This is a genomic window from Corynebacterium pseudogenitalium, from assembly GCF_024453815.1.
GTDB lineage: Bacteria > Actinomycetota > Actinomycetes > Mycobacteriales > Mycobacteriaceae > Corynebacterium > Corynebacterium pseudogenitalium.
This window is the reverse complement of record NZ_CP072934.1, coordinates 1,192,287-1,210,906: the sequence shown is the minus strand read 5'-3', so window position 1 is coordinate 1,210,906 and position 18,620 is coordinate 1,192,287. Positions and strand designations below refer to the sequence as shown.

Annotated in this window: 17 protein-coding genes; 14 read left to right on the top strand and 3 right to left on the bottom strand. The window is 56.6% G+C overall.

From position 1 onward, the window contains the following. Window positions 1-14 precede the first annotated feature (14 nt). The 8 genes from tatA to KBP54_RS05775 all read left to right on the top strand — a co-directional run bounded on the left by tatA (window position 15) and on the right by KBP54_RS05775 (window position 9,532). Window positions 15-305 (top strand): Sec-independent protein translocase subunit TatA, encoded by a 291-nt coding sequence (gene tatA / locus KBP54_RS05810; protein ID WP_070362472.1) that lies wholly within the window; start codon window positions 15-17, stop codon window positions 303-305. A gap of 115 nt (window positions 306-420) precedes the next feature. Beyond that, window positions 421-1,338, top strand: coding sequence for a twin-arginine translocase subunit TatC (tatC, locus tag KBP54_RS05805; RefSeq protein ID WP_070362473.1), 918 nt, complete (start codon window positions 421-423; stop codon window positions 1,336-1,338). Window positions 1,339-1,342: 4 nt separating this feature from the next. After that, the gene (locus tag KBP54_RS05800; RefSeq protein ID WP_256004981.1) at window positions 1,343-4,117 is read left to right on the top strand and encodes a DEAD/DEAH box helicase; all 2,775 of its coding nucleotides are present in this window, start codon (window positions 1,343-1,345) and stop codon (window positions 4,115-4,117) included. Between the two features lie 30 nt (window positions 4,118-4,147). Then, the gene (locus KBP54_RS05795; protein WP_256004980.1) at window positions 4,148-5,287 is read left to right on the top strand and encodes a M24 family metallopeptidase; all 1,140 of its coding nucleotides are present in this window, start codon (window positions 4,148-4,150) and stop codon (window positions 5,285-5,287) included. Between the two features lie 12 nt (window positions 5,288-5,299). After that, complete coding sequence (locus KBP54_RS05790) at window positions 5,300-6,514, top strand: lipase family protein (RefSeq protein ID WP_256004978.1); 1,215 nt, start codon at window positions 5,300-5,302, stop codon at window positions 6,512-6,514. Between the two features lie 27 nt (window positions 6,515-6,541). Next, complete coding sequence (locus KBP54_RS05785; protein WP_256004976.1) at window positions 6,542-7,081, top strand: FxsA family protein; 540 nt, start codon at window positions 6,542-6,544, stop codon at window positions 7,079-7,081. Beyond that, window positions 7,078-8,706: an apolipoprotein N-acyltransferase gene (lnt, locus tag KBP54_RS05780; RefSeq protein WP_256000179.1), complete on the top strand. Its 1,629-nt coding sequence runs from the start codon at window positions 7,078-7,080 to the stop codon at window positions 8,704-8,706. Before KBP54_RS05785 ends, lnt begins: the two co-directional genes overlap by 4 nt. Continuing rightward, complete coding sequence (locus KBP54_RS05775) at window positions 8,660-9,532, top strand: polyprenol monophosphomannose synthase (protein ID WP_256000178.1); 873 nt, start codon at window positions 8,660-8,662, stop codon at window positions 9,530-9,532. Before lnt ends, KBP54_RS05775 begins: the two co-directional genes overlap by 47 nt. A 76-nt stretch (window positions 9,533-9,608) precedes the next feature. Here the strand turns inward: KBP54_RS05775 and KBP54_RS05770 are convergent, their stop codons facing one another. Beyond that, a complete protein-coding gene (locus KBP54_RS05770; RefSeq protein ID WP_256004975.1) occupies window positions 9,609-9,986 on the bottom strand; it encodes an RNA polymerase-binding protein RbpA in 378 nt (125 codons plus the stop codon). A gap of 116 nt (window positions 9,987-10,102) precedes the next feature. On the opposite strand from KBP54_RS05770, the gene KBP54_RS05765 reads away from it, so the two are divergent. Together KBP54_RS05765 and KBP54_RS05760 are read left to right on the top strand one after the other, a co-directional pair. Then, a complete protein-coding gene (locus KBP54_RS05765; protein WP_256004973.1) occupies window positions 10,103-10,462 on the top strand; it encodes a hypothetical protein in 360 nt (119 codons plus the stop codon). A 15-nt stretch (window positions 10,463-10,477) separates the two neighbouring features. Further along, on the top strand, window positions 10,478-11,179 hold the full coding sequence (locus KBP54_RS05760; RefSeq protein WP_256004972.1) for a YceI family protein: 702 nt from the start codon (window positions 10,478-10,480) through the stop codon (window positions 11,177-11,179). A 129-nt stretch (window positions 11,180-11,308) separates the two neighbouring features. Here the strand turns inward: KBP54_RS05760 and KBP54_RS05755 are convergent, their stop codons facing one another. Further along, window positions 11,309-12,637, bottom strand: a complete 1,329-nt coding sequence (locus KBP54_RS05755) for an SAM-dependent methyltransferase (RefSeq protein WP_256004970.1) — start codon at window positions 12,635-12,637, stop codon at window positions 11,309-11,311. Window positions 12,638-12,772: 135 nt separating this feature from the next. On the opposite strand from KBP54_RS05755, the gene KBP54_RS05750 reads away from it, so the two are divergent. Further along, a complete protein-coding gene (locus tag KBP54_RS05750) occupies window positions 12,773-14,110 on the top strand; it encodes an NAD(P)/FAD-dependent oxidoreductase (protein WP_070362480.1) in 1,338 nt (445 codons plus the stop codon). Between the two features lie 142 nt (window positions 14,111-14,252). Then, entirely contained in the window at window positions 14,253-15,326 is a 1,074-nt protein-coding gene (locus tag KBP54_RS05745) for a magnesium and cobalt transport protein CorA (protein ID WP_070362481.1), read from the top strand. Here KBP54_RS05745 and KBP54_RS05740 read toward each other — a convergent pair. Beyond that, entirely contained in the window at window positions 15,323-15,745 is a 423-nt protein-coding gene (locus KBP54_RS05740; protein WP_070362482.1) for a PaaI family thioesterase, read from the bottom strand. The two genes, KBP54_RS05745 and KBP54_RS05740, sit on opposite strands and share 4 nt — an antisense overlap. Window positions 15,746-15,781: 36 nt before the next feature. Here KBP54_RS05740 and gndA point away from each other — a divergent pair, with 36 nt between their 5' ends. Together gndA and KBP54_RS05730 are read left to right on the top strand one after the other, a co-directional pair. Next, the gene (gndA, locus tag KBP54_RS05735) at window positions 15,782-17,266 is read left to right on the top strand and encodes an NADP-dependent phosphogluconate dehydrogenase (RefSeq protein ID WP_070362483.1); all 1,485 of its coding nucleotides are present in this window, start codon (window positions 15,782-15,784) and stop codon (window positions 17,264-17,266) included. 46 nt (window positions 17,267-17,312) lie between these two features. Continuing rightward, the gene (locus KBP54_RS05730) at window positions 17,313-18,620 is read left to right on the top strand and encodes a DEAD/DEAH box helicase (RefSeq protein WP_070477214.1); all 1,308 of its coding nucleotides are present in this window, start codon (window positions 17,313-17,315) and stop codon (window positions 18,618-18,620) included.

Here is an 18,620-nt window from a genome sequence, read left to right as displayed (position 1 = left end):
GTGAAAGGAATCCAATGCCGAATTTAGGTTGGATGGAAATCCTCATTATTTTGGCCATCGTGCTGTTATTGTTCGGGGCAAACAAGCTTCCCGACTTGGCACGTTCGATGGGTCGCTCCGCCCGTATCTTCAAGTCTGAAGTCAAGGAGCTGCGCAACGACGACGAGACGCAAGCTACTCCGCAGCAGCCTGCGCAGAGCCAGGAACCTAAAGAAATCGCTCCTCCATCGAATCCACAGCAGCAAACAGGCCCTAACGCTCAGCAAAGCTTTTGGGACGCGCCTGAGAACCAGCACCGCCAGTAGCGTTTGTTGTTAAGGAATTCTTGGAGGTCGTAGTTCAGTGGGGCAACAGCAAGTTCCGCCTGCACAAAAGGCAGGTCGTCGATTTCGTCGGAAGCCAAAGAATGCTACCGGCGAGATGACGCTCGTTGAACACCTGAAAGAGCTACGACGCCGCGTCATCGTCTCGCTCGTCGCAGTGTGCGTCGGCACCGTTGTGGGATTCATTTGGTATCAGTCTGCGCCTTTTCACTGGTACCCACTCGGCGAAATCATTCGAGGCCCGTACTGCAACCTCCCGACTGAGCTTCGAGCAGACTTCACAGGTGATGGCAATTGTCGTCTCTTAGCGACGGGCCCCTTCGAAATGTTCATGCTGCGGCTGAAGGTAGGCGCGCTCGCTGGGCTCGTCATGGCATCACCAGTGTGGCTGACCCAAATTTGGCGATTCATCACGCCGGGGCTCCACAAGAATGAAAAACAGTACACATTCACGTTTGTGACGCTTGCGGTACTGCTCTTCGTGGCCGGGGCGATGCTTGCGTACTTTGTTTTGGACAAAGGACTGTACTTCCTGATGACGATGGGCAGCGAGGTGCAGATTGGCGCACTGTCTGGTGGAAGCTACTATAACTTTTTGCTCGGGCTCATCGTCGTCTTTGGTGTGAGCTTCGAAGTCCCCCTCATCATCGTGATGCTCAACGTCGCGGGCATCATTCGTTATGAACAGGTAAAGGATAAGCGCCGGATCATCATCGTTGGGATCTTTATCTTTGCGGCGTTTATGACACCCGGCCAGGACCCGTTCTCGATGGTCGCGCTGGCGCTCTCCATCACACTCCTCGTCGAGTGCGCATTCCAGTTCTGCAGGATCAATGACAAGCGCCACGCCAGGAACAGACCGGACTGGCTCGACCTCGACGACGACGAGTCCTCAGGACCTATCGACGCAGCTTCGCCCATCGAAAAGGCAGCACCGATTGGTAACGTAGCGGCCGTAGAGAAGCCAAAGCCCGTGCACACGTTTACCGAGGATCCCTTCAACGACGTACTGTAGGGGCATGTCCGCTTCCTCTGACTCGTTTCTCGCACAGTTTCAAGCCTCGAAGGATTTTCCGCTCGACCCATTCCAAATTGAAGCTTGCCAGGCACTCGAATACGATCGGGGCGTGCTCGTCTGCGCCCCAACGGGATCCGGGAAAACCGTAGTCGGTGAGTTCGCCGTTGCGCTGGCGCTCTCGCGAGGCACAAAGTGCTTTTACACCACACCAATTAAGGCGCTGAGCAATCAGAAGTACCACGACTTCGTCGCGGCATACGGCGAAGAATCCGTTGGACTGCTGACAGGCGACGTGACCATCAACGGTTCGGCGGACATCGTCGTGATGACGACAGAGGTGCTCCGAAACATGGTGTACGCGGAAGCACCTCGCCTGGACCGACTAACCCACGTGGTAATGGATGAAATCCACTTCCTCGCAGATCCGGAACGTGGACCTGTTTGGGAGGAGATCATTCTCAACTTGGACGACTCCGTCCAGATCGTTGGGCTTTCGGCGACTGTGTCGAACTCGGAAGAGTTCGGTGAATGGCTCAACACTGTTCGTGGCGATACGACCGTGATTGTTTCCGAAGACCGTCCGGTTCCGTTGAGTCAGTACATGATGGTTGGCAAGAAGGTCCTTCCATTGTTCGAGCCTGCCAACCCATCCTCCGAGCCCGAACTTAACAGGGCTTTGGCGCATCAGATCGCCCGTATCGAGTCTCGAACGACGGAAGAAGGCGCGGATGACTTTCACGAAGGTCGCGGGTTCCGTGCCCGCTCGAGTGGACGTCGCCATGGGAGGACGCGCCAACAAGACCGCTACCGCCCGGTTGGGCGGCCGGAAGTTGTCGAGGTGCTCGATGGGCTAGAGATGCTTCCGGCAATTGTGTTCATCTTCTCTCGAGCGGGATGCGATGGCGCTCTCTACCAATGCCTCCGTTCGCGGAAGGAACTCACGACAGAAGAGGAACGTGCACGTGCCGCCGAGATCATCGACGCGGGTGTTGAAGGCATCCCGGAAGAGGATCTCAAAGTACTGAACTACCGGCAGCTTCGCAGCGCGTGGCTGAGGGGGTTCGCTTCGCACCACGCAGGGCTATTACCCGCGTTCAAGCACATCGTCGAGCAGTTATTTGTGGAAGGGCTCGTCCGGGTGGTGTTTGCGACGGAAACGCTGGCCCTGGGCATCAACATGCCGGCCCGAACCGTCGTGCTGGAGAAGTTGGTCAAGTTCAACGGCGAGGGCCACGTAGACCTCACACCAGGGCAGTACACCCAGCTCACGGGGCGCGCCGGTCGGCGAGGGATCGATGTGCTCGGCAACGCTGTTGTGCAGTGGGCGCCAGCGATGGACCCGCAGTATGTAGCTGGATTGGCGTCGACAAGAACGTATCCTCTCATTTCACCGTTTGCTCCCGGCTACAACATGGCTATCAACATGCTTGCCATGAATGGTTTCGACGACTCCATTCGACTTATCGAGCAGTCATTTGCTCAGTTCCAAACCGACCGATCCGTAGTTGGCGAGGTGAGGGACCTAGAGCGGCTGGAAGGCAAAGTTGCTCGACTTCGCGCCCAATTATTCCGCGATATCTCTTCGTACGCGCCACCATCAGACCACGCGATTGAGGACCTGTTGGAGTACCTGGACATCCGACATGCTCTCAGCGTGGAGGAGAAGAAAGCACGCAGAGACGCGCTCGACAACCGGCACACCGAGGTCGCCCGCGTGCTGGCCCGACTGGAAGTCGGCGAGATCATCGCGCTTCCTGGTAAACGTCAACCGGAGCTCGCGGTGGTGGTTCAGCCCGCCGGCAGACACGACGATCCGCGCCCCTGGGTCACCACCGAGCGTGGCTGGTCGAGCCGCATCAACGCTGATTTTTTCAAGAACACTCCACTCGTCGTAGGACGAATGAAAGTTCCACGGCATACGCGGGACCAACCACGCAAATTTGCGAAAAAGATCGCAAGCCAGCTCCGCCACGCCCCGGTGCATGCACCAAAGCGACTGCGTGAGAAGGCCCGGTATCGAACTCCAAAATCCGTCACCAAACTTCGCGAGCAACTTCATGCGCACCCCGTCCACTCATGGCCGGCCACGGACCGCGAAATGCTGGCCCGAGTAGGCGAGAAGCTTGCCCGTGAGCAGCGCGCACTTGACCGGCTGAGCAGGCAAGTAGACAACGCCACCGACACACTCGGCAGAACATTCGAGCGCCTGATCGGGCTACTGCAAGAACTCGACTACGTGGAGCTCGTGGGGGGCGAATTCCAAGTAACTGATGAGGGCGAGCGTTTAGCAAAGCTGCACAATGTTTCGGACCTCCTCGTTGCGCAGTGCCTAAAACGCGGGATCTGGGACGAGTTGGACCCCGCAGAGCTCGCCGGTGTCGTCTCGATGGTCGTGTTTGAGAACCGCCGTACCACGGGAGGCTCCCCGGAGGCCGCTACAGAGCCAATGGCCCACGCAATGAATGAAACGATGCGTGTGTACGGCGAACTCGTTTCCGATGAGCAGCGCCACAATCTTCCACTCACCAGAATGCCAGACCCACATTTCTCACTCGCGTTGCACCAATGGACCGCCGGCGCACCGCTTGGGTACGCGCTTGCAGCCGCGGCAGAATCTGGCGCGGAACTGACCGCGGGCGACTTTGTCCGATGGTGCCGGCAGGTGATCGACCTGCTAGAACAGGTGAAGAAGGTCGGCTACAGCGATGAGATTCGCAACAATGCGAACCGCGCGATAGAAGCTATTCGACGCGGTGTAGTGGCAATCGGGAACTAGTGCGAGTACTAGTGCGCCTACGATGGGCGTATGACTTTCTTCGGAAGCGATACATTTGAACGTCGACGCGCAGCAGCCTGCAAATTTCTTGCGGCAAATCACCTGCGCGCCGTGATCATCGGCCCTGGTCCGGAATTTGAATACCTGACCGGTACACAAATCGATACGCACGAGAGGCTCTCCGCTATCGTGCTCACCGATGAAGGAAGCGCTACCGTTGTCCTCCCCAACACCGACGCTGGTTCCTTCCCCTCAGACGACCCGGCGCTCATCCCCATTGGGTGGCGCGATGGCGAAGACCCCTATGAAATTATTTATAAACTCATCGCATCGCCTGCCGACAGCGCAACGCCTCCGATCGTTGGCCTGGGCAGCACGCTCACCGCGGATCACGTGCTGGCTTTGCAGCGATACCCATTCAAGACCTGTCTTGCGCAGGACGCATTGTCTAGTCTGTTTATGGTCAAGGATGATGACGAGATTGCGCAATTGGCTCAGGCCGCCGAAGCAATCGACCGCGTTCATGCCCTCGTTCCCTCGCTACTTACCCCAGGTATTACCGAGCGCACTGTGGCCGACGCACTGCACACGGCGATCCTGGAGGAGCACACTGCAGTAGACTTCATCATCGTTGGTTCTGGCCCCAACGGCGCAAACCCTCATCACGACTTCTCCGATCGAATCATTGAAGCAGGGGACATCGTCGTCGTCGATATCGGAGGGACGATCGCGAGCGGCTACCACTCCGACTGCACGCGAACGTATCTTGTCGAAGGAGCACCGGGTAGCCAAGAGCAGCTCGATGCCTACGAAGTGCTTTTGCAAGCGCAACAGGCAGCTTGCGACGCCGCTCGGCCTGGAATGCGAGCAGAAGAGCTCGACGCGGTTGCGAGGAACATTATCTCCGAGCACGGGTACGGCGAGTGGTTTACGCACCGAATCGGGCACGGCATTGGGTTGGCTGGCCACGAACCGCCGTTCCTGGTCACCGGCAATGATCTCGTCCTAGATGAAGGAATGGTCTTTTCCATCGAACCAGGAATTTACAAACCAGACAGCTGGGGAATGCGTATCGAGGACATAGTGCATCTCCAGGCAGACGGTGCACACGCGCTGAACACCAGGCCAAAGACCTTGCAGCCCCACCCGCGAGACACTCCGAGGATCTAGGAAAGCACGTACATGGAGTTCGGCTTAACTCTTCGCACACTGCTGCCGCTTAGCGTTGACCTCACGCATTCACATCCGCTCACAGATGCGGAGTACGGCAAAGCAACTTGGGCAGTCGGCGCTCGTCCTGGCACACTGCTGCAAGCAACGCCGATTCGTCCTATAGGGCTGCAGTACAGGCTCAATCGTGCCAACGCATTCAGAATTGAATACACCACGACCGACGAGCGGGAACGCGTGATGTCTGCTACCGGCGCGGTGTTCCTCAGCAAGCGTCCCTGGCACGGCAATGGACAGCGTCCAACCGTCGCGTTCGCCCCGTCCACCCAAGGCGTTGCCCCGGCATGTGACCCTTCTTACTCCTGCACTGTGGGACTTCGACTTCGACGTAAACCACTGGACCTTATCGCTGCCTACGAGCAGCCTGCGATCAACATGTTGCTCGCCGCGGGAGCGAATGTCGTGTTGACGGACTATCCACGAGATCCCGAAGACAATGTGCAGCTCTATTGCTTCCACCGCGCAGCAGCCCACGCACTCGCCGATGCAGTTCGCGCCAGCGTAGGCCTAGGCTGCAGCGTCGAAAAGCTTGGTCTCTGGGGTTTTTCTCAGGGCGGGGGAGCCGCAGCTTCATGGTTAGAGCAACCCGAGTACGCGCCGGAACTACATCTGCGCGCCGCAGTCGTCGGAGCACCACCTGCAGATCTGCTTGCGATGCTCGACCGCATCGATGGGACGCTTCCGTCCATCATGATTCTTTACGCAGTCGCCGCCCTTCTAGCATCCGACCCAGAGATCACGGAAGAGCTGATGCCCCACCTCAGCCCCGTTGGTATGTCCGCTGTCATCCTTGATGCGAACATCTGTGCAGTGGGCGCGGTCCTCCGACATGCTTGGGCAAGCACCGTACACTGGACGGCAGCAGGTATCCCAATGTCTACGCTCCTCGAGGATCTTCCGAAAACAGCCGCAGCGCTCGACGATCAAGCATTAGGTACTCGTACACCACTCGATATCCCACTCAGACTGTGGGGCAGTAAGCACGACGACATCGTCCCGTGGCAAGTGGTCGCCGAACTAGGGGAGAGGTGGGATAGACCCGTTCAAATGCGAAAACTTCCCAAGCTTCCGGGAAGAACTGGCATCAACCACTTCGCCCCATACTTCCAGCACCTCCGAAAGGACGTCCTGTGGCTATTAAGCCAGCTAGAATCCTCAGGCAAGTAACCGTGTAGTCCGGCTAAGATGGTCGGCATGGCAATCTACATTTTGACGTATTTCCTCGTAGAAGCGCTGGCGTTTTTCCTTGTCGCGAAGTCAATCGGCGTTGGCTGGGCTTTGCTGGCAATCTTCGCGCTGATGGTGCTAGGCGGTGCACTGGCGACGCTCACGCTCCGCGGCGAACTCGCAAAGGCGGCACGTGGCAAAACATCTGTAGGGAAGCTAGCAGGCGACTCTGCGCTTCTAATGGTTGGCTGGGCTTTTTGCATTATCCCGGGCTTCGTTTCTTCAATCCTGGGGTTCTTCTTGGTCTTCAGCCCTACTCGCTCGATACTCCGAAACCACCTTTCACGCTCTCTGCGGCAACGCGTGGAAAATGTTGGAATCAGGATGTACGAATCGACGCCGATGTCCCGAAACTCTGCTTCCTACGGCTCGTTCACGCGGCCAACTCCTGAGCGTGGGGCCAGCGACGATGAGCACCCCGTCATTGACACGGATGAAATTGAAGACTGGCTCTACGAAGAGCACAAACGCCGATCAGAAGGTGGGGAAGAGGGACCACGGTCGTGAATGCGTCACTCCGACTTGTCCTCGCGGTACTTTCCGGCGTTGCGGTTGCGTTCTCCTATGAGCCGTTCGGGTACTGGTTCCTCGCAGTACTCGGCGTTGGTGCGTTCTACCTCGCTCTGATGCCGTGGCAACGTTTTGCTACAGCAGCGAAGCCATCGCCAAGTGCAACATTTGGCTGCTTGCTCGGGTTTGCCCATGCCGCCACGTGCTACTTGATCCTCCTGCCCTGGATCGGAGCATTCGTCGGCGCGATGCCCTACGTGGCGCTCGCTATCACGCTGGCGCTCTCAGCGCTTATCACTGGCGCGGCTGGCGTCCGCATTGCCCGTTGCCAGTATGGGTTCCTTGCTTTTCCATTTGTGTATATCGCGGTGGAGTTCCTCCGCTCGTCGCTTCCATTCGGCGGATTTTCCTGGGTCCGGCTGGCATGGGGGCAGGTCAATGGGCCTCTGGTGTGGCTATCTTCAATTGGTGGTCCAGCGCTAGTTTCTCTCGCCGCCTGTCTCGCTGGTGTAAGCCTCGTGACGTTTCTCATCACGCGTGGGAGAACCCGCAGGGTAGCTGCGTTAGGTTTCGCGCTCCCGATCGGGCTCGGAGGACTTATCAGCCCGAGTTTCGATGGCGAGGGGACAGAGGCTCAGACGGCACAGGGCAACTCCGTACTGGTCGCAGCGATTCAAGGCAATGTGCCGCGCCTCGGGCTTGACTTCAACGCTCAGCGCAGAGCCGTGTTACAAAATCACGTCGATGAAACTGTTCGCGCAGCGAATGATGCCCAAAAACAAGGTGAAAAGCTTGACCTCGTTATTTGGCCGGAGAACTCGTCGGACGTGAACCCGTTTCAAGATCCTTTGGCGGCGTCGTCAATCGAACGCGCTGTGAGCGCAGTAGGGGCACCGGTGCTGGTGGGGACGCTGACGCGCGACGAGGTCGGTGCGCGCAACACGATGGTCGTGTTTGACCCGGAAACAGGGCCAGGCGAGACGCATCATAAACGCTTTTTGCAGCCGTTTGGCGAGTACATGCCAATGCGCGACTTCTTCCGGAAAATCACGGACCTCGTGGACCTCGCCAGCGATTTCAAGCCCGGCAATGGCCCAGGTGTCGTCCACATGGGAGGCATCCCTGTTGGGGTTGCCACATGCTATGAAGTGGCAGAAGACCCGGCGTACCGGATGGCAATTAATAATGGTGCGCAAATTCTCGCTACACCGACGAACAACGCGACTTTCGGGTTTAGCGATATGACCTATCAGCAGCTGGCGATGAGCAGGCTGCGTGCCATTGAAACGGATAGGGCAGTGGTTGTTGCAGCTACTTCAGGTGTGTCAGCAATCGTGCACCCTGATGGAACGGTGAGCCAGGAAACTTCTATATTTGAAGCTAACCACCTGATTGAACGCCTGCCACTACATACAACGCGGACATTTGCTGTACGTTTTGGGGACTACCTCGAGGCTGCGTTCGTTTGGCTTGGGTTCATGCTCATACTAGGTGCAGCAGTCCGCCGACCCAGGGAGTATGCTAGACAACATTTGAACAACGGCGAGAAACGTTGCTGGAAAAGGAGCAGCCACCGTGGCGAATTCGACATTAGTGATCATCCCGACGTACAACGAGATTGAGAATCTTCCCCTCATTGTTGGCCGGGTTTTCGATGCAAACGATGATGTAGACATCCTTATTGTCGACGACAATTCTCCTGACGGAACGGGGCAGAAGGCCGACGAACTGGCAGAAGCGAATGATCGCCTGCACGTCTTGCACCGTGCTGGCAAGGAAGGGCTACTCGCCGCGTACCGCGACGGTTTCAACTGGGGACTCGAGCGTGACTATGAGGTTATCTGCCAGATGGACGCCGATGGCTCGCATGCACCTGAGGAGCTTCACTGCTTGTTGGAGGAGATCGAAAGCGGCGCAGACGTCGTAATCGGTTCGCGGTATGTGGACGGCGGGGAAGTTAAAAATTGGCCCAAGCAGCGCTACTTGCTTTCCAAGCTGGGAAACGCCTATGTTTCCCTTGCGCTGGGTGGCGATGTTCGCGACATGACCGCAGGTTACCGCGCTTTTCGACGCGAAGTCCTCGAGACCATCGATCTCCAGGAGTTGTCCAACAAGGGCTATATTTTCCAGGTCGATATGGCGCACAAGGCCGAGCTTGCCGGTTTCGACGTTCGCGAAGTACCGATTACATTCGAGGACCGCACGTTGGGCGAATCTAAGCTAGACGCAAGCTTCGCGACAACTTCTCTCTGGGAAGTCACCAAGTGGGGTGCCACCGAAAAGTTTGGCACCGCACGGGAGATGGCGAAAGAGGGATTCCGAATGCTCAGCTACGAGGCCAAGCGCTCTAAAGCAAACGAGCTGCTGAGCAAGGCGAACGACCTGCCTCAGCTCGCGGGCAACGTCGTAGAGGTTGCCAAGGAATTCATCGCTTCGAAGCGTAAGTAACTTCGCGTTGACAGTTAGACGAAAGGCGAGAAGCTACAGAATATGTGGCCTCTCGCCTTCGGGCTATAACTAGCTCTTACTTCTTGTTTTCTGCTGCTTGTTCTTTCGCCAAGCGCGCAGCAGCGCGACGACGTTTCCGCAGCTGTTCAAGGCGCTCTTCAAGCAGCACGTCGAGCTCTTCGATAGTACGGCGTTCGCGAAGCATATCCCAGTGAGTACGGGGTGGCTTCGTCGGCTTCGACTCGACGCCTTCGCCTTCCATAAGGGTGCCGAGCTGGACGTTCTTGCACATCCATTCCTCTGGAATCTCTGCATCATCTGCGAACGGCACTTCGAAAATCTCGCCGTTCGGAGTGCGGTATCGCGCTTGCTGCCGAGGCGCGAGATCATGGTCTCGGTCCGTCTCGTAGCTCACAGCGCCCATTCGACTTCCGCGAAGAACACGATCAGCCATACTCAATTGTCCCTTCTAAACACATTTAAATGCAGTCGCCCTATTATAACGTTCACCTTTTAGATTTTGTTCCCGCAGTATTGAACCGGACATGCATTCCGTTCAAGGTGTGTATTATGCTGACCCGTATGCCAGAAAGTGATGTGTACGCGAAGAGCGAATCGCCTACGTGTCAGTGGTGTGGCAAAGAAATGGCTCGTCAGCAGGGAAGAGGACGCCGCCGAAAATATTGCAGCCAGTCATGTAAGCAGCGCGCGTATGAACAGCGTAACTTTGTAGCCGGCACTGCGATTGATGAAGGGGCAGCCATCCTTAAACCGGAAACTGTGTCGATGCTCCGCGACAACCTTTTCGTTTTGCGTTGTACAGCGGAAGATATCCGGACAGCGGTGGATGAAGGTGCAAACCCGGATGAATTACGTAACATGTGTGACGAATTAATTGAATTAGCGCGAACAGTTGAGAAGTTGAGGTAAGTACCCATGAAGGAAGTGCAAGCTCCCAGCGCCCGCAAGAAGAAGCTCTTGATGGTCATAGTTGCGGGAATTGCGGTGCTCGCGGTCCTGATCGCGATGATCCCATTGCTGCTCAACATGTTTGGTGGCGGTGGAGTCAAGACAGAAGGAATTGATACAGACCGACTTAAACCGGCGGACACTGACATCAACGGCGTTTGGAAGATCCAAAAGCGTCCTGGCGTCAACTCGACGTCCGTTGGGTTCACGTTCGATGAAGTTCTTCCTGGTGAAGCAAAGACGACCTCAGGATCGACGACAGGCGTTGAAGGCGAAGTACATATTGAGTCGGGTGTACTGCAATCTGGCGAAATCGTAGTCGACATGACGAATTTGACTACAGACAGCGATGTTCGAGACAACAACGTACGCCGGAAGATTCTTCACACGGATCAATACCCGACGTCAAGCTTCACGATCACCGAGCCGATTGATCTATCCAAGGTTCCATCAGACGGTTCCGCTGGAACCGTGAACGTGGTCGGAGACTTGACCATCCATGGCGAGACGAATCGCGTCACAGCACCTTTTGACGTAGCCCTGTCTGGCAGCCATCTCATCGTCGCGGGCGATGTACCGTTTGATAGAGCTGACTACGGCGTTGAGACGCCTGAATTTGTCGCAGCGAAGATTGCCGAGAGCGGGCTACTCAATATTCGCCTCAATATGACCAAGTAGACTGTCCAGAATTACCCGCCCAATTACGTCACGTTACGTTATTGGGCGGGCTTCCGCTATCTATATGCAAAGTTGTGGAAATGTCCGATAATGTACATTATGTCAACTAAGGCACTTGACCCTTGCTTCTTATCGGCGCCCACCCCGGTGCTTCCGTACCAATACCGCCTGTGCCAGATCCAAGCCCCCTACTGATGCAACTGCTTCGCGAACCGCAAACTGCCAGAGCCATAGTCGGCGAAATACTTCGTCATAGCCATCGGCCGCGGCTTCACGGAGCCGCCCTTCAAACATTTGACGCTGCAAACGAATCGACAACCGAAGATGTTCCGGCGCACGGCTAATACTGATCGCTTGGAGATGCGTTTGCTGTTCAACTAGCTTCAGAAAATCGACTTCATATTGATACTCCATACCTGGCCATACATACGCACCAAGCACCTGAAGCGCACTCCGACACGCTCGGTTCACGGATTTTGATTGCACGCGACGTGCCATCACCGATTGCACACCGATACGCCCGCCTGGAAGTAGCATGCGGTCCATCGTGCGAAGGTACTGCACTTTATCGCGTTTCGGGCATGATTCAAGCTGACTAAATGAAACGATTGCATCATACGGCCCATGCTGCTGGGCCCATTGAGCGTCACCAAGTTTGCCCACGGCAACGCGCACATCGTTCGCAGCGCCATTAAGAATGAGGTATTCCCGAAGATGAGCGGCACTGTCATGGCTAATTGCGAGAGTATCAACCACCACTCCGCGCCCTATCGCGGCCAGAGCCACAGCACCTCCCGAGTTCGGATACTCGAGCATTCTCGTACCGCGCCCTGCACCGACTAGGTCCAGCAACTGCTGAGCGCTCCGCGCCTGTATATCACCCAAGTCGGCTCGATCCGCATCGAGCGGTGCTTCGTAGGTGGTCACATCGATATAGCGGCGCTTCGCGCCACGCTGTTTGGCACGCTGCTCCGGGTAGGACTTGGTCAGTTTGCGCTCGGTAGTTGCGACACCTGTAGCGAAATGACCCTGGAAAGCACTCACACGATCGCCCGAAAAGTGCTGTACGAGAGAACTCGGCAGCATCGCTCCAACAGTTTCCGGCCGTGGCTTCCACGATGTACGGCGGGGTACGTAGCCCTGCCCCAGCAGCTTCGCAATGACTTCAACAAGTACATCCGATGAGGTCACTGACCACTCGCCTGCCATGTACCCCTCTGCCAGGCCTGTCCAGCCAGCAGCCGCGATTCGTTCAAAAAGCCGCTCATGGTTCACGAGAATGTCGGCGTCGTCACCAGAAAGCGTTACACCCGCGGCGTCACAGGCTCGAGCAAACTCGGCCTCTGCAAGCCTGGCGCGAGTTTTCAGAGCAAACCCATCCAACGGCTGCACTAGCCGTGGCCACTTTGTGGCGTCAACAGTGTGTAAATGCGTTGGTACTGGTTCAGGAATCGGCACGCTTCCCCACCTTACTTGGTCAAACTTTCAGCGGAGTTTTCGACGCTTCATCTCCAAAACCATACCGTTCTAACATTATGGGCGTACTATAAAGGGAAGAAAATTCAAACAGCTTTCCCAAGGAGCGACACTTTTATGACTCAGACACCATACCGCCCCGCTGGAAACCGCCATCACGTCGTGATCGTAGGTGCGGGGTTTGGTGGCATTAACGCTGCTCATGCACTCGCGGATGCAGACGTAGACATTACGATTATTAACCGCACAAACCACTTCATCTTCGCCCCTCTGCTCTATCAGGTAGCGACCGGTCTTCTGTCTGTCGGCGAAATTGCCTCTTCGGTTCGCCAGATTTTGGCAAGCCAGGACAACGTTCGCGTTGTGCGCGGCAATGTTGACGAGATCGATACCGCGAATCAGATCGTCACTGCTTCCGATGATGGTGCGTCGTCACAGTATGCCTACGACTCATTGATCCTCGCAGCGGGTGCAGGCCAGTCCTACTTCGGCAACGATCACTTTGCGGAGTTCGCACCTGGTTTGAAAACAGCCGATGACGCGCTCGAGGTGCGCGCGCGCATTCTTGATGCCTTCGAGAAAGCTGAGCTAGCTACTTCCGCTGAAGAACGCGAACGGCTGCTCACTTTTGTGCTCGTCGGCGCCGGTCCAACTGGTGTTGAGCTCGCTGGACAGATCGCCGAGTTGGCGCACCGCGCATTTGCTGGAGGCCAGTACTCGTTCTCACCAGATCAGACCAAGATCCTTCTTATCGACGGCATGCCACAGGTTCTGCCACCATTTGGAAAGCGTCTTGGCCGGAAGGCGCAGCGCGAGTTGGAGAAGGCAGGCGTTACTGTCATCTTGAATGCCATTGTGACTAACGTCGACGCTGAGAGCGTCACGTACAAGAACACCAAGACCGACGAAGAGACCACTGTCTACACTCCAACGAAGATTTGGTCTGCTGGTGTCCAGGCTTCCCCGCTGGGCAAGCAGGTCGCCGAGCAAGCTGGTGTAGAGGCTGAACGTAACGGCAAGGTGCCGGTGAACGCCGACCTGTCCGTTGGCGAACTGTCGAATGTATTCATCGTGGGCGACATGATGAGCCGCGACCGCTTGCCAGGCGTCGCCCAGGTTGCAATCCAGTCCGGTGAATATGTCGGAAAGATCTTGAAGGCACAGGTTGAAGACGAGATTACGCCGGAACAGCGCGAGCCATTCTCCTACTTTGACAAGGGATCGATGGCTATCGTCACTCGCTTTAACGCTGTCGTGAAGATGGGCAAGGTCGAAATCGCTGGATTCTTGGGTTGGTTGATGTGGCTCTACGTCCACGTCTCATTCCTCACTGGACTGCGCAACCGCACTGTCACAGCGTTGACGTGGGTTTACAACGCTTTGAGCTCGAAGCGATACAACCTTCCGACGACACCCGGCCAACGCCACGCGAAATCCGAAAACTCAGAGAACTAAATGACTCTGCTGACGCGCCTCTCCCCTTTGTATACGGTTGGAGAGGCGCGTTCGTGTTCCGTTCTCGAAGGGCGTAGTATCTCGAGCGTTGTTATATCCCTCGCCCTTGATTGGCGTGACGCAGGTAGTAAAGGGGGCCACTATGCCACCAAGGATCCCGTTGTCGAGGAAGTCGTCGAAAAGCACGCTTCAACCATCGCGCATACCGGTGAAGGTCCCTCTGGAACGCTCGATCGACTTTTGCAAAGTATTTGTCGACGGCAAGCGCGTCCCTGGCAACTATCGGATTCCACAGGCACTGCAGGTCGCACGGGAGCACGATAACGCGTTTGTGTGGGTCTCGTTGAAAGGTCCGACAGATGAGCAGATGACGAAGATCTCGTCGTTTTTCGACATTGACGATCTGATCGTTGACGACGTAGTCGATGCCCACCAGAGGCCAAAGGTTGAGCGCTACGATGAGCAGCTGTTCATGGTCGTGCGCTCGGTGTATTACCGCGACGATGAGGAAGTTGCGGATGCCCGTGAAATCATTTCCACTGGTGAAGTCCAAATTGTGACCGGTCCGAACTTTGCGATCACAATCCGGCACGGCGCACCACTGCCTGATTTGACTGGCAAACTAGAGAGCGAGGAGGAGCTTGCGGTGCTTGGCCCAAGTGCCGTCGCATGGGTGGTGTCCGACTACATCGTCGATAACTATTTGAAGGTCGCAGACAACCTGAGCCGCGACGTCGATGAGCTGGAAAACGAAGTGTTTACGCCTCGGCGAGACATTAACATTGACAAGATTTACAACTACAAACGTGAGATCTTGGAGATGCGCCACGCGATCGATCCACTTGCACCGGCGTTAAAGAATGGGTTGACCAACAACCGTGATCTGATGCGGAAAGCGCTCAGATCTTACTTCCGTGACGTGCAGGACAACGCGACGATCGTGAGTGACCACCTCTCAGGCTTCGATGAACGCCTTTCCTCCCTGCTTGACGCCTCGGTTGCGAAGGTTTCGATGCAACAGAACTCCGATATGCGTACGATATCTGCAGTAGTTGGTATGGCTGCGGCCCCGACCATGATTGCCGGTGTTTATGGCATGAATTTCGAGAATATGCCGGAATTGGCTTGGAAGTACTCCTACCCGGTGGTGCTCGGCGTAATGATCCTGACCATGGCACTGATGTATTGGTGGTTCAGGAAGAACCGCTGGCTTTAGGGTACGAGGAGCTTCAGATTCGTCAGGGCCACTAACTTGCCTTCGTGATGCATTTCGATGCGCCAGAGGTGGGTTCGCCGCCCGACATGAACTGGGCGCGCGGATGCTTCGATTCGCCCGTCACGGACGCTTCGTAGGAGGTCGGTGTTGTTGTTCATGCCGACAGCAGGTCTGCCAGCTGTCGCCATCGCTGCAACGGAACCTACCGTCTCTGCGAGACCGGCATAGACTCCCCCGTTGACGATCCCGGCAGGCTGAAGATGCTGGGGTCCGACGTCTATATGTGCAGTTACGCACTCTGGGCTACACGCCGTGATCACCATTCCGATCGTGTTGGCGTAACCGTTGTTGTATTCGTTGAGGGTCCGCAATTCTTCCTCGTTGAGCTCGCGATCAACTTTTTCGAATAGAAAACTCATTCCGTTCTTTCCTCTCAGCAGCGTAGTATTGTCTGCATGACTACCACCGAGCATGATACGAATCAGTCCCAGACTCATCTCGCCCAGATCGGCGTTGTCGGTATGGCGGTGATGGGTTCGAACCTAGCACGTAATTTCGCCCGCAACGGACATACGGTTGCTATCTACAACCGGTCCCCTGAGAAGACTCGCGCCGTAATGGCCGAGCACGGGGATGAGGGCTCGTTTATCCCATCTGAAACGATTGAGGACTTTGTTGCCTCGCTGGAGCGTCCACGCCGTGCTGTCATCATGGTCCAGGCTGGCAAGGCTACGGATGCAGTGATCAATCAGCTCGTCGAAGCGATGGATGAGGGCGATATCATCATCGATGGCGGTAACTCGTTGTTCACCGATACGATCCGCCGTGAGAAAGAAGTCGCTGAAAAGGGGCGCCACTTCGTCGGCGCAGGTATCTCTGGCGGCGAGGAAGGTGCACTGCTTGGTCCTTCGATCATGCCTGGTGGTCCTGTCGAGTCATGGGAGGCGCTTGGCCCACTCCTTGAGGATATTGCCGCGAAAGTCGATGGCGTTCCGTGCGTGACCCACATTGGCCCAAATGGTGCCGGACACTTCGTCAAGATGGTGCATAACGGCATCGAGTACGCCGATATGCAGGTCATCGGCGAGGCATACCATTTGCTTCGCTACGCAGCTGGGTTGGAGCCGGCGGAGATCGCTGAAATCTTCTCCGAGTGGAATGAGGGTGACCTGGATTCCTACCTGATCGAGATCACCGCTGAGGTACTGAAGCAAGTCGATGAGCAAACAGGCAAACCGTTTGTCGACGTCGTTGTGGACGCGGCTGGCCAGAAGGGCACGGGTCGCTGGACTGTGAAGGAGGCCCTAGACTTGGGCGTCCCAGTCACTGGCATCGGCGAAGCAGTGTTTGCTCGTGCGCTTTCTTCTTCTACTGCGCAACGCACCGCGGCCTTGGAGGCCAACCTCCCTAGTGGCGTAGAAGCTTCGTTCGCTGACCTTGGTCTGGACAAGGCGCAGTTCGTCGAGGATGTCCGGCGTGCTCTGTACGCCTCAAAGCTCGTTGCGTACGCGCAAGGCTTTGATGAAATTGCTGCGGGTTCCGAGGAGTACGACTGGGGTCTGAAGCCTGGTGAGCTGGCGAAGATTTGGCGTGGTGGCTGCATTATCCGCGCGAAGTTCCTCGACCGCATCACCGAGGCGTATGAGAAAAACCCTGAGCTGCCATCACTGTTGCTCGACCCTTACTTCCGCAATGAGCTGGAGGGCGGCGTCATTGATGCGTGGCGTCGCGTCGTCATAACGGCTACGCAGCTCGGGCTTCCGGTTCCGGTATTCGCGTCCTCGCTCTCCTACTACGATTCCTTGCGTGCAGACCGCTTGCCTGCGGCGCTGATTCAGGGACAACGTGATTTCTTCGGTGCGCACACCTACAAGCGCGTCGATATGGACGGCACGTTCCATATCGCGTGGTCTGGCGACCGCAAGGAGCTTCGTTACTAAGCGTGGCGATAGCACCTGACCGCAAAAAGGCACTAGGGTGTTTGCAATGAAAAGTTTTGCCGATCTCGGCCTTCCCCACCCCCTGGTGCGCGCGCTCAACGCAGAAGGAATTACTCGGCCGTTTCCAATTCAGGAAGCGGCTATTCCTGATGCCCTAGCAGGCAGAGACGTGCTTGGGCGTGGTCCGACCGGCTCCGGCAAGACTTTTACGTTTGGTTTGCCGATGTTGGCGCGTCTGAGTGGTGCACCAAGTCAGCCTGGACGGCCCCGTGGACTTGTGCTCGCACCGACGCGTGAATTAGCAAGCCAGATTCAACAGCGATTGAACAGCCCTGCGAGCGCACAAGGCCTTCGCGTGCTGGATGTAGTTGGTGGCGTCAATATCAACACGCAGATCCGCGCTTTGGCGGCACCAGTCGACCTCTTGGTGGCGACACCGGGCCGTGCAGAGGATCTATTGCAGCGTGGCGTCCTCGATTTTCGGGCTCTGGAGATCGTCACGCTTGATGAAGCCGACCAGATGGCCGACATGGGCTTCATGCCTCAGGTCATCAAGCTTGTCGACCGAGCGCCAAAGGATTCCCAGAAGTTACTGTTTTCTGCAACGCTCGATGGCGATGTACAGAGAATCGTTGACAGGTACATGCATAATCCGGTTACGCACTCCACAGCTCCAGCGAAGTCAGCTGTAAAGACCATGAAACACTTCGTCCTGTTGTGTGGCAGTCGCGAGTCGCGCAATGCTCGAGTGCTGGAAATCGCCGCACGCGAAGGCAAGACGATCATGTTTATGCGCACGAAGCATGGTGTGGACAGGCAGGTGAAGAAGCTTCGTCGCGCCGGAGTTCACGCGCAGGGAATTCACGGTGACAAAGGTCAAGGTGCTCGAACTCGCGCACTAGAGGGGTTCGCTGATGGTTCAACTCCAGTCTTAGTTGCGACGGACATCGCAGCACGCGGAATCGACGTTTCGGGAGTCTCACTCGTTGTCCACATCGACCCGCCTGCAGAACACAAGGCATACTTGCACCGCGCGGGGCGTACAGCGCGTGCGGGCACTGAGGGCAACGTTGTTACGTTGGTCATGGATGAACAGCGTAAGGAGGTTCGCTCGCTTCTAAACAAAGCTGGAGTGCGAGCGACCGAAGTCCGGGCGCAGGAGCTTACACCTGAGGTCGTTGAGATCACCGGAGCTCGGCAGCCGTCTGGGAAGCCCCTGCCACCGCCTGGTGGCCAGCCACCACATCAGCGAAAGAACCACAACGCAACCAGGCGTTCGAAACGCCCCAGTGCGAATGCTCAACGACGACGGTCGACGGGAAGGAGCGGTAGGCGTCGGACGCCTCGGTCATAG